At 62.6% G+C, this 13862-nt stretch carries 11 protein-coding genes; 10 read left to right on the top strand and 1 reads right to left on the bottom strand.

Annotated features, from left to right (window positions below):
* Positions 1 to 202 precede the first annotated feature (202 nt).
* From Q9Q94_RS16890 to Q9Q94_RS16935, 10 genes are read left to right on the top strand one after another with little or no spacing between them, the layout of a single operon-like run.
* Positions 203 to 1993 (top strand): type II secretion system protein GspD, encoded by a 1791-nt coding sequence (locus Q9Q94_RS16890; RefSeq protein WP_305981307.1) that lies wholly within the window; start codon positions 203 to 205, stop codon positions 1991 to 1993.
* Positions 1990 to 3198: a tetratricopeptide repeat protein gene (locus Q9Q94_RS16895; protein ID WP_305981308.1), complete on the top strand. Its 1209-nt coding sequence runs from the start codon at positions 1990 to 1992 to the stop codon at positions 3196 to 3198. Before Q9Q94_RS16890 ends, Q9Q94_RS16895 begins: the two co-directional genes overlap by 4 nt.
* A 15-nt stretch (positions 3199 to 3213) precedes the next feature.
* Positions 3214 to 4926, top strand: a complete 1713-nt coding sequence (locus Q9Q94_RS16900) for a GspE/PulE family protein (protein WP_305981309.1) — start codon at positions 3214 to 3216, stop codon at positions 4924 to 4926.
* Positions 4927 to 4939: 13 nt separating this feature from the next.
* Positions 4940 to 6142, top strand: a complete 1203-nt coding sequence (locus Q9Q94_RS16905; protein WP_305981310.1) for a type II secretion system F family protein — start codon at positions 4940 to 4942, stop codon at positions 6140 to 6142.
* 1 nt (position 6143) lies between these two features.
* Positions 6144 to 7631 carry a hypothetical protein gene (locus Q9Q94_RS16910; protein ID WP_305981311.1) on the top strand — a complete coding sequence of 496 codons (1488 nt, stop codon included), beginning with the start codon at positions 6144 to 6146 and terminating at the stop codon, positions 7629 to 7631.
* Positions 7628 to 8263, top strand: coding sequence for a hypothetical protein (locus Q9Q94_RS16915; protein WP_305981312.1), 636 nt, complete (start codon positions 7628 to 7630; stop codon positions 8261 to 8263). Before Q9Q94_RS16910 ends, Q9Q94_RS16915 begins: the two co-directional genes overlap by 4 nt.
* Positions 8260 to 8688: a hypothetical protein gene (locus Q9Q94_RS16920; RefSeq protein ID WP_305981313.1), complete on the top strand. Its 429-nt coding sequence runs from the start codon at positions 8260 to 8262 to the stop codon at positions 8686 to 8688. Before Q9Q94_RS16915 ends, Q9Q94_RS16920 begins: the two co-directional genes overlap by 4 nt.
* 32 nt (positions 8689 to 8720) lie before the next feature.
* Complete coding sequence (locus Q9Q94_RS16925; RefSeq protein ID WP_305981314.1) at positions 8721 to 9764, top strand: hypothetical protein; 1044 nt, start codon at positions 8721 to 8723, stop codon at positions 9762 to 9764.
* Complete coding sequence (locus Q9Q94_RS16930) at positions 9757 to 10407, top strand: type II secretion system protein (protein ID WP_305981315.1); 651 nt, start codon at positions 9757 to 9759, stop codon at positions 10405 to 10407. Before Q9Q94_RS16925 ends, Q9Q94_RS16930 begins: the two co-directional genes overlap by 8 nt.
* Positions 10408 to 10412: 5 nt before the next feature.
* A complete protein-coding gene (locus Q9Q94_RS16935) occupies positions 10413 to 11744 on the top strand; it encodes an adenylate/guanylate cyclase domain-containing protein (RefSeq protein WP_305981316.1) in 1332 nt (443 codons plus the stop codon).
* 225 nt (positions 11745 to 11969) lie between these two features.
* Here Q9Q94_RS16935 and Q9Q94_RS16940 read toward each other — a convergent pair whose 3' ends face one another.
* On the bottom strand, positions 11970 to 13715 hold the full coding sequence (locus tag Q9Q94_RS16940) for a sensor histidine kinase KdpD (RefSeq protein ID WP_305981317.1): 1746 nt from the start codon (positions 13713 to 13715) through the stop codon (positions 11970 to 11972).
* Between the last annotated feature and the right edge of the window lie 147 nt (positions 13716 to 13862).

The following is a 13862-nucleotide window of genomic DNA, read 5'->3' on the forward strand; positions in this document are numbered from 1 at the left end:
CAACTTCGCTTCAAACCCGCCGTCAGCAGAGAAACGAGATTATGAAGAATCCCGAACAAACCGTCAAGCCCATTTGCCCATATTTGTGCACTGCCCCTTCACTCCGGTTTGCATCAACTTCCCCCGCCCATACGGTCAGCGGCCCTCTAGATGAATTGCGCTAATATCGGAATCCCATTCATGCCTTCAAGGATTTCGGCGCGTGATTTATCTTGCCCGCTTACATGGCCTGCTGATCGTCCTGCTCCTGAGTGCGTGCGCGTCCCCCGGCGTCAAGCTGACGGCGGACAAGCATGTCAGTGAGGCAAACAACGCTGTCATCGCCCCGCCCCAGATCCCTCCAGTGGCAATGCGCAGTTTCAGCCTGCCTGCCCCGAAGGCTCAGCCGAAACCAGAGACCTACTCTGTGGTCGTCAGCAATGTGAAGGTGCAAGATTTGCTGTTTGCCTTGTCGCGCGACGCGAAGGTCAACATAGACATCCATCCAGGGTTGAGCGGCAATGTCACGCTCAATGCGCTGGACCAAACCCTGCCCCAGTTGCTGACCCGCATCGCCAAGCAGGTAGATCTGCGCTTCGAGCTGGACGGACCGAATCTGGTTGTAATGCCGGACACCCCTTATCTGCGCAATTACAAGATTGACTATGTAAACCTCTCCCGCGACACCAGCAGCACCATCTCGGTAGCATCCCAGATCGGTTCGGCAGTGAGCACCGGAACAGACGGCAATACATCACAGAACCAGACTCAAGGCAGCGGATCATCCGCACGCATCCAGAATTCATCCCGGAACCGTTTCTGGGACAGCTTGATCCAGAACGTGAAGGATCTGCTTCGTGAAACGGACAAGGTATTGCCCGAAGGTAGCCTGGAACGCACGGTTCAGGTCGAAACCCAAGGCTCCAGCACCCAGCAGGAAACTCGCAAGAGCAAGGCCGAAGCAGTGTCCCGCACGGGCGGTGACACCGCCAGTACGGCCGCAACAACCGAGAAGGTCGTGACTTTCCGCGAAGCCGCTTCAGTCATTGCCAATATAGAGACGGGCGTTCTCACGGTACGGGCGACTTCTCGCCAACAGGAAAAGGTTCAGGAGTTTCTCGACCGCGTGATGGCCAGCGCCAAACGTCAGGTACTCATCGAGGCGACGATTGCCGAAGTCCAGCTGACCCAGAATTACCAGCAAGGGATCGACTGGTCTGCGCTGAATGTCTTCGATTCCGGATTCAACATCATTCAGAAAGCCGCTGGCGCCATCACCGGCACGGCACCTTCGTCACTATTGGAACTAGCCAGCAACGGCCAGCAGTTCACCAGCTCAATCCGCCTGCTTGAATCCTTCGGCACGGTCAAGGTGCTCTCCAGCCCGAAACTATCCGTACTCAACAACCAGACAGCCGTAATGAAGGTGGTGGACGACAACATCTATTTCACCTACGAGATCAAGGAGACCGACGCCTCCACCGTAGGGCCGGCCAAAACTACCATCACCTCCACCTTGCACTCCGTACCGGTCGGGCTGGTGCTGACCATCACTCCGCAAGTAGGCGAAGACGACTCCGTCACACTCAACATCCGTCCCAGCCTGTCCCGGGTGATTGGCCAGAAAACAGATCCAAGCCTGCAATTGATGAGCAAGACAACGACGACCATCACCAACACCATCCCGATCATCCGTGCACGTGAGTTCGACTCTGTAATGCGCATCAACAACGGGAACATCGCGGTCATGGGCGGCTTGATGGAAGACGCACTCAACAACACCGACGATTCGGTGCCGGGCATCTCCAATACCAAACTGATCGGCGGTCTGTTCCAGAATCGCAATGACACCAAGAGCAAAACCGAACTGGTGATTTTCGTTCGCCCGACCATCATTCGCAGCCCGAGCCTAGAGGGCGACTACCGCAGCTTTGCGACCCAGGTGCCAACCGAGCAATTTTTCGATGGAAATGCCGGACCCGCCATCCCCCGGCTGCCCGAGGCCAAGCCATGAGTCTGCTCATCGAGGCGCTGAAACAGGCCGAAGCAGCGCAGAGGCAGGCAACGACAGACACGCCCGCCAACGGAGCGGCGCTGCAACTGGAGCCCGTCGCGCCCTCCTTGCCGGAACCCCCGCCAGCCTCCACTCCCGCCGGCGAACCGCAAGCGGCCCCGATTGCAGCCCGTTCGGCGCGTACGGCCACTCGCGTGCCGCCACGCGAAGCAGTGCGCGAACTCTTCGAGATCAAGCGCGCCGCACCCAGCCGCTTGCCACTGATGCTTGCAGCAGGTGGCCTGCTGATACTGCTGGCGGGTGGTGCTTACGTCTGGTGGGCCACCCAGCCACGCGGCGGAATGCAGGTGGGCCCCGGCCTTTCGTCGCCCGCCCGGACAGAAACCACACCCCAGCCGATCGCCGTACCATCCACTCTCCCTTTGCCGAGCACAGACATCTCGGCAGGAAGCGCAGACGCTTCAGCAGCGCCTTTGTCCGCACAGCCAAGCATGAAGCCGGTCGACAGGCCTCATGGCTCGAAAGCCGCTGCAGACAAGCCTCTCCAGACCCCATCCCCTGAGACGCCCGTCGTACGCCGCTCTCCACCAAGCCCCATTGCAAACGAAGCTGCCTCGCCCATTCAACAGGCCTACACTGCCTATACCGCAGGGGATTTGGCCCGGGCACGCCAGGGTTTTCTTGGCATCCTGCGCTCCGAACCGAAAAATCTTGATGTGCTCAATGCACTGGGGCTGATTGCCCTGCACAGTGGTCGCCAGGCCGAAGCCGAACACTATTACCGGCAGGCACTGGTCATCGACCCCAAGGATGCCACCGCACGTTCCCAGCTTGCCCTGCTCTACGGAGAAGGTGATCCGGTGACAGCCGAGACACGCCTGCGCAGTCTGCTGATCGAGCAGCCCGAGTCAGCGCCAGCCCTGTTCGCGCTGGGCAGCATCTATGCCCGTCAATCCCGCTGGAGCGAAGCACAGCAAGCATTCTTCCAGGCCCATGCCCTGGACGCGGCCAACGCCGATACGCTCTACAACCTTGCCGTCAGCCTCGATCATCTGAATCAGCCCCGGCTGGCACAGGAGTATTACGAACGCTCGGCAGTCGCAGCGCGTCGCAGCCAGGTCGCGTTCGATCCGGCGGCTGCCCGCCAGCGTGCAGCCGCCCTGCAGGATGCCTCCGCAGCCACAAGCAAACCCGCCAGCCCCTGAGCGGCGTTTTCAGTCATGAATGCACCTCACCATCAACCTCTCGGGCAGTTGCTGATCACGCATGGCGTGATCACCGATGATCAGCTGCGCATCGCGCTGCATGAACAAAGCCGTTCCAATCTCGCTCTGGGGAAGCTCCTGGTGCAGCTCGGTTTCGTTACCGAAGCGGCGCTGCGCGATGCCCTGTCCGAATCGCTGGGCAAGCAGGGCGTCGATCTGGCGCGCGCAATTGCCGACCCGGACGCCTTGGCGCAGGTGCCGGAAGAGCTCGCCAAACGGCACCGCCTGCTGCCACTGCGCTGGGACGCCGAGGCTCGTCGCCTGACCGTAGCGATTGCCGACACCGACGATATCGTTGCGCTGGACAAGCTGCGCTCGATCCTGCCCGAAGAAACGCAGGTCGACACCCTGCTGGCAGGTGAAAACGAGATTGCCCATGCCATCGACCAGTATTACGGCTTTGAACTGTCGATTGACGGCATCCTTACCGAAATCGAAACCGGAGAGATCGATTACCGCTCACTGGCGGCCAGCGACCAGTACGACCAGCCCATCGTGCGCCTGATCGACGCGCTGATGGCCGATGGCGTGAAGCGCGACGCGTCCGACATCCACTTCGAACCGGAAGCAAGTTTCCTGCGCATCCGCTACCGCATCGACGGTCTGCTGCGCCAGATCCGCGTATTGCACAAATCCTACTGGTCGGCCATGGCTGTGCGCATCAAGGTGATGGCTGGGCTGAACATCGCCGAGACGCGCGCGCCGCAGGATGGTCGCATCTCGTTGAATGTGCGCGGGCGCCCGGTGGATTTCCGCGTCTCGTCGCAGCCCACGATCCACGGTGAGAACGTTGTCCTGCGCATCCTCGACCGGCAGAAAGGCATCGTGCCACTGGACCGTTTAGGGCTCGGCGACAGCCAGCTTGAAATGCTCAAGCTGATGATTGCCCGCCCTGAAGGAATCATCCTGTTTACCGGCCCCACCGGCAGCGGCAAGACAACCACCCTGTACTCGATCCTGAACCACATCAACTCCGAGGGCATCAACATCATGACCCTCGAAGATCCGGTCGAATATCCGATGCCGATGATCCGCCAGACTTCGGTGTCCGAAGCCACCAAACTGGATTTCGCCAACGGCATCCGCTCGATGATGCGCCAGGATCCAGACGTAATCCTGGTCGGCGAAATCCGCGACGAGGAAACCGCGGAAATGGCCTTTCGCGCCTCGATGACCGGCCATCAGGTCTACGCCACCCTGCACACCAACTCGGCCATCGGCGTCATTCCGCGCCTGTTCGACATCGGCATCCTGCCCGACATCATGGCCGGCAACATCATCGGTGTCGTCGCCCAGCGTCTGGTGCGCAAGCTGTGCCCGCACTGCCGGCGGCAGCGTGCGCCAGAGCCGTATGAGCTCAAACTGCTCGGCGTATCCAGCGAACGTCCCGTGCACTCGCTCTACGAAGCAGTTGGCTGCCCTGCCTGCGAGCAGCAGGGTTACAAGGGCCGCATGGCGATCATGGAGCTGATGCGCATGGACGCCGACATCGACGAATTGATCGCCCGCCGCGCCACCTATCGCGAAGTGCGCAACGCCGCACGCGCAAAGGGCTTCCGCACGCTCGCCGAAGACGGCATCCGCCGCGTCATGGAAGGTCAGACCACGCTGGAAGAACTCGCCCGCGTGGTGGACCTCACCGAGCGCATGTTCAGCGCCGAGCTCTGAGAAGGTCTGCGCCATGGCCATCTTCGCCTACAAAGCCATGAACGCCGGTGGCAATCTCGTGCACGGTGAGCTGGATGCACTCAATCCGGTCGATCTGGAGATGCGCCTCAAACGCATGGATCTGGATCTCATCACCGGAGTCCCCTCGCGCAACCCGCTGCGGCATACACGCGGGCGCTTGCCCGTGCGCGAGCGCATGCATTTCTGCTTCCATCTGGAACAGCTCACCCGCGCCGGCGTCCCCCTGATCGATTCGCTGACTGATCTGCGCGACTCCACCGAACACCCGCGCATGCATGCGGTCATCGCCTCGCTGGTCGAGGGCATCGAGGGTGGGCGCAGTCTGTCTCAGGCGCTGGCCGAGCATTCCGATGCTTTCGATTCCGTATTCTGTGCGCTGGTCCGCGCTGGTGAAACCAGCGGCAACCTGCCCGATGTGCTGAAGGAGCTGAACGAAGCGCTCAAGCGCGAGGATGAACTCTCATCCTTCGTGCGCAAGCTGGCGATTTACCCCAGCTTCGTACTCTCCATCACGCTGGTCGCCGTTTTCGTCGCCATGATCTACGTGGTCCCGGAACTCGCCAAGCTGTTCCGTTCCACCGGCATCGAACTGCCGTTTCAGACCAGACTGCTGATGTGGACATCCACCTTCATTTCGCGCTTCTGGCCTTTCATCATTGGCGCAGCTGCAGCAGGTGCCATCATCCTCAGCACCCTGATCCGCACCCACCCGGCGACCACCCGCCGCTGGGACAGATTCAAACTCGGCTTCCCGCTGCTGGGTACGGTGTACCGCAAAATCGTGCTGTCGCGCTTTGCCAACCTGTTTGCCATGATGTACGCCTCCGGCATCCCGATCATCGACACCATTCGTGTCGCCCAGGATGTGGTGGGCAACCGCGTGATGCGCGATGCGCTGGAACAGGTGGAACAACTCATTGCCGAAGGGCAGAATGTGACCGCAGCCTTTGCCACCGTCGGCCTGTTCCCCCCGCTGGTAGTGCGCATGCTGCGCGTGGGCGAACACACCGGCTCGCTTGATCAGGCGCTGCACAATGTCAGCTATTTCTACGAACGCGATGTCCGCGAATCCACCGCCAACCTGCAGGTCACGATGGAAGTGTTGCTGATGGTCTTGCTCGGCGGGCTTATCCTGTGGATCGCGATTTCAGTGCTCGGCCCGGTGTACGACGTCATCACCAAGATGAAGATCTGACATGCTCACACGCTATCTTCACTGCATCGACAACTCCGGCCTCGCCAGCTACATCAGCGCGGGTGGACAGATCCAGCCCCTGGCTCGATACGCAGACGGCAACGATGGCTCCAGCCAGTTTGCCGCCTGGCTCAGCACGGCCCGCGCCGGGACGCATACCATTCTCGTCGATCTGCCGGATGAAGGCTTTCACAGCGAAAGCATTCCCTACGTTGCCGGCACCGATCGCAAGACCCTGATCGCCCGCAAGCAGGCTCAACTCTTCTTCGGCTCACCCTTCAGCACGGCCATTTCACTGGGTCGCGAAAAGGAAGGGCGACGCGACGAGCGTGTGCTGTTCACTGCCATCACCCGCCCTGCCGCACTGGAGCCCTGGCTGGCTGTCCTGCGCCAGCAGGAAGCCCCGCTGGCCGCGCTCTACAGCGTGCCCTTGCTGACGCGCCAACTCCTCGGCGGACTGCAGGTCGACGCTCCGCGCGGGCTGATTGTCAGCTTCTCGTCCGCGGGCATCCGCCAGACCTACTTCGAGAACGGCGAGCTGCGTTTCTCGCGTCTCTCGCCCGCACCCGAAGGTGACTACGCCACCTGGGGCGAAGCCTGCCTGCGTGAAAGCCAGAAAACCCTGCAATACCTCAGCACCCAGCGCTGGATCACCCGCAGCACACGCCTGCCGGTCTGGCTGCTGCTCGCCCGCCACGATTTCGCTCCGGTGCTGGCGAATCTTGAACGCGCCGAACAGCTCGACTTCCGCCTCGTCAATCTGGAAACCCTCTCCCACCATTTTGGCGAGCGCAGTCGCACCACCGCGTCCGACAGCCTCCCGCTGACGATGCGTCTGGCCCTGCGCGCCGGGCACGCTCCGCAACTGGCGCCCGACAGCGAGCGCCGCAGCTACCGCCTGCAACTGCTGCGTCGAGCCATCCTGTGGGGCGGCTCCCTGGCCGCCATGGTGCTGGCCAGCCTCGCCCTGCACAACCATCTGAGCAGCCGCAATCTGTGGCAACAACGCACCACCCTGCAGGCCGAAAGCCGGCAGGAAGAGCTGCGCTACCAGCAACTGCTGGCCACCTTGCCGCAACTGCCTACCAGCCTCGAATCACTGCACAGTGTGGTCAACGGCATCGATCAACTGGCCGGGCGCCGTGCTGATCCGGCCGAGGCCTTGCGCCGCCTGTCACTGGCGCTGAACGCCTATGCCGACATCGACGTGCAGCGCATTGACTGGCAGCTCGCAGACGAAGCCCGCAGCAGCGCCAGCGTCACGCTGGAAGCAGCCCTGCCACTGACGGCCGCCGCCGACCCACGCGCCGCCATCACCCGCATCCGTGCCTTTACCGCCGAATTGCGCAAGCCGGACAGCGAAGTCAGCCTGCTCGCCCTGCCCTTCGACGTCGAGTCCGACAAGACCTTGCGCAGCAGCGCCGAAACCCTCAACAAACGCCCCGAATTCAAGCTGCGCCTGCTGATCAGTCAGGGAGTGACCCCGTGAAAACCACCCGCGCCAGCAGCGTCGTCTCCCGTCAGCTCAGCCTCAGCATCCTCACCGCCGTGATTCTCATCGCACTGGGCGCCGGCCTGCTGTGGGGTTCCCAGCAGCAATTGCTGCGCGCCCGGCGCGATCACGCCCAGGAGCGCAGTGCAGCCCAGGCCCTGCATCAGCGCTACCAGAAAGCCCAGGCCGACGAGCCCACCATCCGCACCACCATCGCCCGCTTCAACCGGTACCAGCAACAAGGCCTGGTCGGTGCCGAGAACCGTCTGGACTGGGCCAATGCCGTCCGCAGCATCGGCCAGGCCCGGCGCATCGACAAGCTCGAATTCACCCTCGCCCCCCAGCGCGAGCTGGGCAAACTCGATGCGGAAAGGCACTTCAGCACCCACGCCAGCCAGATGAAACTCAGCATGCAAGTGCTGCACGAAGGCGACCTGCTACGCGTGCTCGCAGACCTGCATGCCTTGCCCGGCGCCCTGATCCAGCCGCGCCGCTGCAGCCTCAGCCCGTTGAGCAACGGAGCTGATCAAGGCAACAGCCGCCTCGCTGCCGAATGCGAGCTAGACTGGATTACCGTCGAAGCGTCCGGCGCCGTGCCGGCCACACCTGCCACCTCGAACCCGCCATGAGAGCACCTCGCACAGCCGCTCGCAGCCTCATTCTTCAAGCCATCACCGCCATAAGCCTTGTCTGGTGCGGCTGTGCATGGGGGCAGGCTGCAGAAGCCCGTCAGGAGCCGCTCTCCGAGCAAGAGCTAGGCCGCCTTTTCCATACCCCGCAGCAGCGCGCCGTACTTGACGAACTGCGCCGCCGCAACGCCCGCATCAGCCGCGAACAACAATCCGACACCATCACCCTGCAAGGCATCGTGCGCCGCTCCAGCGGCCGCAGCACTGTCTGGATCAACGGCCAAGCCCATAGCGAACACGCCCCGGTCGCCAGCTACGGCGACCGCTCCGCCCGCGTCTTCGTCGGCGAAGGCAAAACCGTGGAGCTCAAGGTCGGCGAGCAGGTGAAGCTCACGCCCGAATCCAGTACGGAGAAACGGCCGTGAAACGCGGGGAGCGGGGGTATGTGCTGCTGGCAATGCTGGCGCTCGTGCTCGCCGTGTCAGCCGTGGCCCTTGTCTCTGGAGCCAACCACTTTGCCGGAAACCGGGAATTGAGTGCCCGGCGTGACACCCTGAAAGCACTCCAGACTGCGCGCGAATTGCTGCTGGCCCGCGCCCTGGCGGAAGACAACACCCCGGGCGCCCTGCCCTGCCCGTCTCCGGACGAGAGCGGCAGCACGGTCACCGAGTGTGCTCCTAACACCACCGGGGTCATCGGCCGCCTGCCCTGGAAAACCCTTGGCACAACGCCGCTGCTGGACGGCGACGGGGAGTGTCTCTGGTATGCCCTCAGCGTACCGCAACGCAATGGCGTGCCTGCACAGTGCCGTGATGACTCTCACGACGGAGAAGCGCTCTGTCTGTCGGTGCCGGCAACGCCTCCCATCAATCCAGCGACAGTTCCTTCCCTTGTCGCCAACGGAGAGAAGGTGGTTGCTGTTCTATTCGCTCCGAGCCGTTCTCTGAGCACACAAACTGGGCGTGGATCTGGAAGTGGAGGTTGCCGCAGTGGAAGCCCAGACCAATTTCTGGAAAGCCCCGGCACATCAGGAACTGCGGTCAGCACCACCATTTCCAGCCCTCAGCCGGGCGGGAACGATCAGATATTGGTGATAACCCAACAGGATGTAATGAAAGTTGTTGCCGCACGTTTTTTGCGCCGTTTGGCCGATTCGGGCATTGCATTCACCGATGGACCACTCGCAGACACCCGCGGCCTAACCTCCCCCAGTCAACAGGCTTTCGATCTGAAATTGCTGACAACTCAGGACACCCCAAATTACGCCAAAGCGACTGGCAGTGCGGCCTGCCCGCGTACAAGCACGCTGGTGGACGGGTTGCCTTCCTCGCTCAACTACAAGCACCCCGTCAGCACGCTGTGCCTGAACGACTGGTACACCTGGATCAGCTTCGACAGCAGCAAGAACCTGCTTTCCATCAGCATCCCGCCAGCGAATGCCGGGGAAAAAACCGTCATCTGTTCTGCAACGCCTGGCAGCAAAGAGGTTCTCTGTGTCTGAACATCCCGTTTGTCGCATACCGCAACGCGGCTTTACTCTGGTCGAACTGGCTATCGCTCTGACCATCATTGCCATTCTGGCGAGCGGTGCCCTGTTCGCCTTCAGTGTACAGATCGAGCGCAGCCGACGGCTGGAATCGCGCAACCAGATCGACGACGCTCGTGAAGCACTTCTTCTCTACGCTGCCGCCAATCAGTCGCCCGCCGGAGCACTTCCCTGTCCTGCGGCAAGTGCCGAAAGTGGCATTGCAGCAGCATCATGCACGGGCGCGGATGTTACCCGTGGTTTCCTCCCCTGGCAGACGCTAGGGCTACCGCAAACGGACGGTTTCGGTCAGACCCTGCGCTACGCTGTCTCCTGCAAATATGTGAAGACCCCCTCGCTTGCCTCGGAAGGTGACGTCAACATTCGCAGCAAGGATGCCAGTGGCACCGAAACCAGTCTCTCGGCAGCAAACAGCGTTGCGCTGGCAATCTGGTCAGTCGGTGGAGATGGCGTGGACGCCTCACCCACCAGCGGCAGCAATGTTATCGGCCAAAGCCCGGCAGACGATCAGGTCGTGTGGGTTTCGCGTTACATCGTACTTGGTCGCCTGCTGGCCGCAGGTCACAATCTTTCCTCAGCCGCCACCCTGTGTCCCTGAGCTTCATGCCCACCCGCCCCTCCCTCCTCCACCGCCTGCGCACCGCCTGCGTCGAGCCCAGCGACAGCGAGGAGTTGCGCCTGCAGAAAGCGCTGCTGTTCTTCATCAGCGGGCTGGTCAGCATGGCCGGGGCGATGTGGTTGCTGATCTATTGGGCGCTGGGGCCGCGACTTTCCGCATCGCTGCCCTTCACCTTGCAACTGGGTGTGGCGCTGAACCTGCTGATCTACGCCCGCTGGGGCAATTTTGATCTGTTCCGCATTACCCAGATGGCGATCCTGTTGTTCTTCCCCTTCGTCGCACAGTGGGCGCTGGGCGACTTCGTGGCCGCGTCGGGTCTGATCCTGTGGGGCATGCTGGCGCCGGTGTGTGCCCTGCTGTGCCTGGGGGTGCGCGAATCGATGCCGTGGTTCGCGGCCTATCTGGTTCTCACCCTGATCACCGGCGGCGCCGATTATTTCCTGGCCGACGTCGGCATGGTGACAACCGCCGTACCACGCAAGGTGTCGGTGCTGTTTTTCGCACTGAACTTCGCGACCATCTCGACCATGGTGTATCTGTTCCTGCGTTTCGCGATCCGCGAGCGCGAACGCACCCAGGGCATGCTGGAAGAGGCCCACGCCCGGCTGGAAATCGAACAGGCCCGCTCCGAGCGGCTGTTGCTCAACGTTCTACCCGCACCGGTGGCCTTGCGCCTGAAAGCCTCGGACGAGACGATTGCCGACGGTTTTGCCGAGGTGACGGTGATGTTTGCGGACATCGTGAACTTCACCGAGCTGGCCGCCGGCATGCCACCGACCGAGGTATTTGCACTGCTCAACCACGTGTTCGGCCAGTTCGACCAGATGGCCGAAGTGCGCGGGCTGGAGAAGATCAAGACCATCGGCGACGCCTATATGGTGGCCGGAGGCCTAAACGATGATTCAAACGACCCTTGCGCGGCAATTGCCGATCTGGCGCTGAGCATGCGCGACTGGCTGGCGGAAGACTCGGCTCTGCACGGACGCAGCCTGCAACTGCGCATCGGCATCGGCACCGGGCCGGTTGTGGCCGGGGTGGTGGGGCGCAAGAAATTCATTTATGACCTGTGGGGTGACACGGTCAATCTGGCCAGCCGGATCACCACCGAAAGCCATCCCAGCAGCATCCAGTGCGACGCCACCACCTTCGCCCGCCTCAAGTATCGCTTCATCTTTGAAGACCCGGTCACCCTGCGCCTGAAGGGCAAGGGCATGGTCAGCGTGTGGCGTCTGCTCGGCCGCACCGATGATGCCCCCGTGCTGATCACGCCCGCCAATCGCTATCCACTGGATATTGATGTGAGCGGCGTTGACTGAGCACCTCCGGCGCAGCACCCGGCAGGCGACTGACGCCCCACGTTTCTGCCATGCGTCATGGATGATGGCCGAAGAGCCGCATCTGCAAAGACTTTGCGGCACACCGGCCTCGAACACCGCAGCGGACAAGCCTCTTCAGCACGCCTGCTCGAAAAGCCCCGCTGGATGAGGCTCTTCAGGCATGCCGGCGAGAGCTGGCACTCACGACCTTCCAGCCTCCAGAACTCAGCCCTGCACCACAAGCGATTTTTTCGGCCTCAAGCCGAAGCTGACCGCTCCCGCCTGATTCTCGTCCAGCGTCAGCCGGTAGCCCGCCGATTCGGCCAGTCGATTGGCCTGGTAGAGGCCAATGCCGAGTCCGGAATCCGAGGCCAGCGGTTGCACGAATAGCTTGGCGGCACGATCTTCTTCAATGGGGTCGCCATTGTTCGTGATGCTCAGGCTGCAGCCGTCCGGGTCGGCCTCAAGGCGCACCCGGATGGCACTGGCCTGATGGTCCAGTGCATTGCGCAGCAGGTTGTCGGCCACACAATCAAACAGTGCCGCCGGCACCATCGTCGCGCCCACCTCTCCATCCTGTTCATAACGGATGCGCGCGTCCGGGTGGCGCGCCTGCAGCGCCGCCCACCATAGCCGAAGGGCTTGCGGGCGCAAATCATCGGGGCGCGGCTGGCGGATGTTTTGCATGGCCTCGCTCAGGCGCTGCCGGATCGCCGGCAGTTGCTCGCCGAGCAGGCGCTGCACCGCCACCGGATCGCGTCCGCCATCGCTGAGCACCGCGTGGCACAGCATGTCCAGTGACTGCAGCAGGTTCTTGATCTCGTGCGTAGTCCGCGCGCCGGTCTCATGCACAGCACGCAGGAAAGACAGCGCCTGCAGGCGCCGGGCCTGCTGCTTCGCGGCGTGGAATTCGGCCAGAACGCGCAGCATCAGATCAAACTGCCAGGCCGCCGTGGGCGTCAAGGCCACACTCGTGAAAACATCCACCTGCAACGCACCATGCTCCAGGCGGGCGCGATAACCCGTGCTGCGCCCCAGCCACTGCGCGCGTATCTCGCCGTTGCCCTCTTCCGCACACACCTGCCAGCTCAAACCCCGCACCCCGCGCCAAGCCGCCAGACGCGTCAGCGCCGTCGCCACAAACCTCTCCGGCGACTCCTCACGCACGGCCAGATCCGCCACCTCGCGCATCCACAGCTCAAACGCCTGTCCGCCCCCCAGCAGACGGCGCGACACCTCCAGCCCCAGCCCGGCAAACCCCTGCCGCGGCCCCCACGCCAGCCCAAGCGACAACAGGGTCAGAGCCATCGTCCCCAGCGCCTGCAGCAGGGCGCTCAGGTAATCGCTGCCGGCCACGAACATGAACGCCAGAGAGCCAAGCAACACGCCCATTACCACCAGCACCAGCACCACGGCGCCGACCACGTCGACCTCGGCCGTTTCCTCGCTGGATGAGCCTTGCGATGGCGAGCGCTCGGCCCCGAGCAGCGCGATCAGCCCGCACGCCGGCAGCGCAAACCAGGCGGCGAAGCGGGTCAGGGCCAGTGGCACGGCAGCCACTCCCAGCAGCATCTGCGGCAGCACCAGACCGATCAAGTCCACCACCACGCAAATCAGCGCCAGCCAGTAGCCCAGCCGGCTGCGCAGACTGACGTGGTGAAACACCTTGCCGCCGAAAATGCCGATCAGCACCAGCCCCCACAGCACCAGCAGCCCCCAGGACAGGAAAACGCCCAAAGCCCCCAGCGCCAGAACCAGCACCAGCGTGCCGCCACGGGAAACCTCGCGTTCGCCGCTGACCAATGGCTGCCACAGCAGCACCACACCGAAATGCCCGAGCAGCAGCGCCTTGCCAGCGAGACTCAGTGGCCCCTGCAGCAACGCCGCATGCAGCAACAGCAGGAGCAAGGTCAGCAGAGCCGGATGGGCCAAGCCCCGCCAGCGTCCGGTCAGCCTAGAAAAAGCAAACATGCGCGAAGACTCATGGTTGAACCGCAAGATGGGGAAGCGCAAACGTGCGACTTTCGTCACGGTGCGTTGAAAATCTGACAGATCCGCTCGAAAAACAGGGCTTTACTTCAGGAAACAGGCCGAAAACCCAACATTTCCCGCAGGCAT

The organism is Uliginosibacterium sp. 31-16 (genome assembly GCF_030730865.1).
Taxonomy (GTDB): domain Bacteria; phylum Pseudomonadota; class Gammaproteobacteria; order Burkholderiales; family Rhodocyclaceae; genus Uliginosibacterium.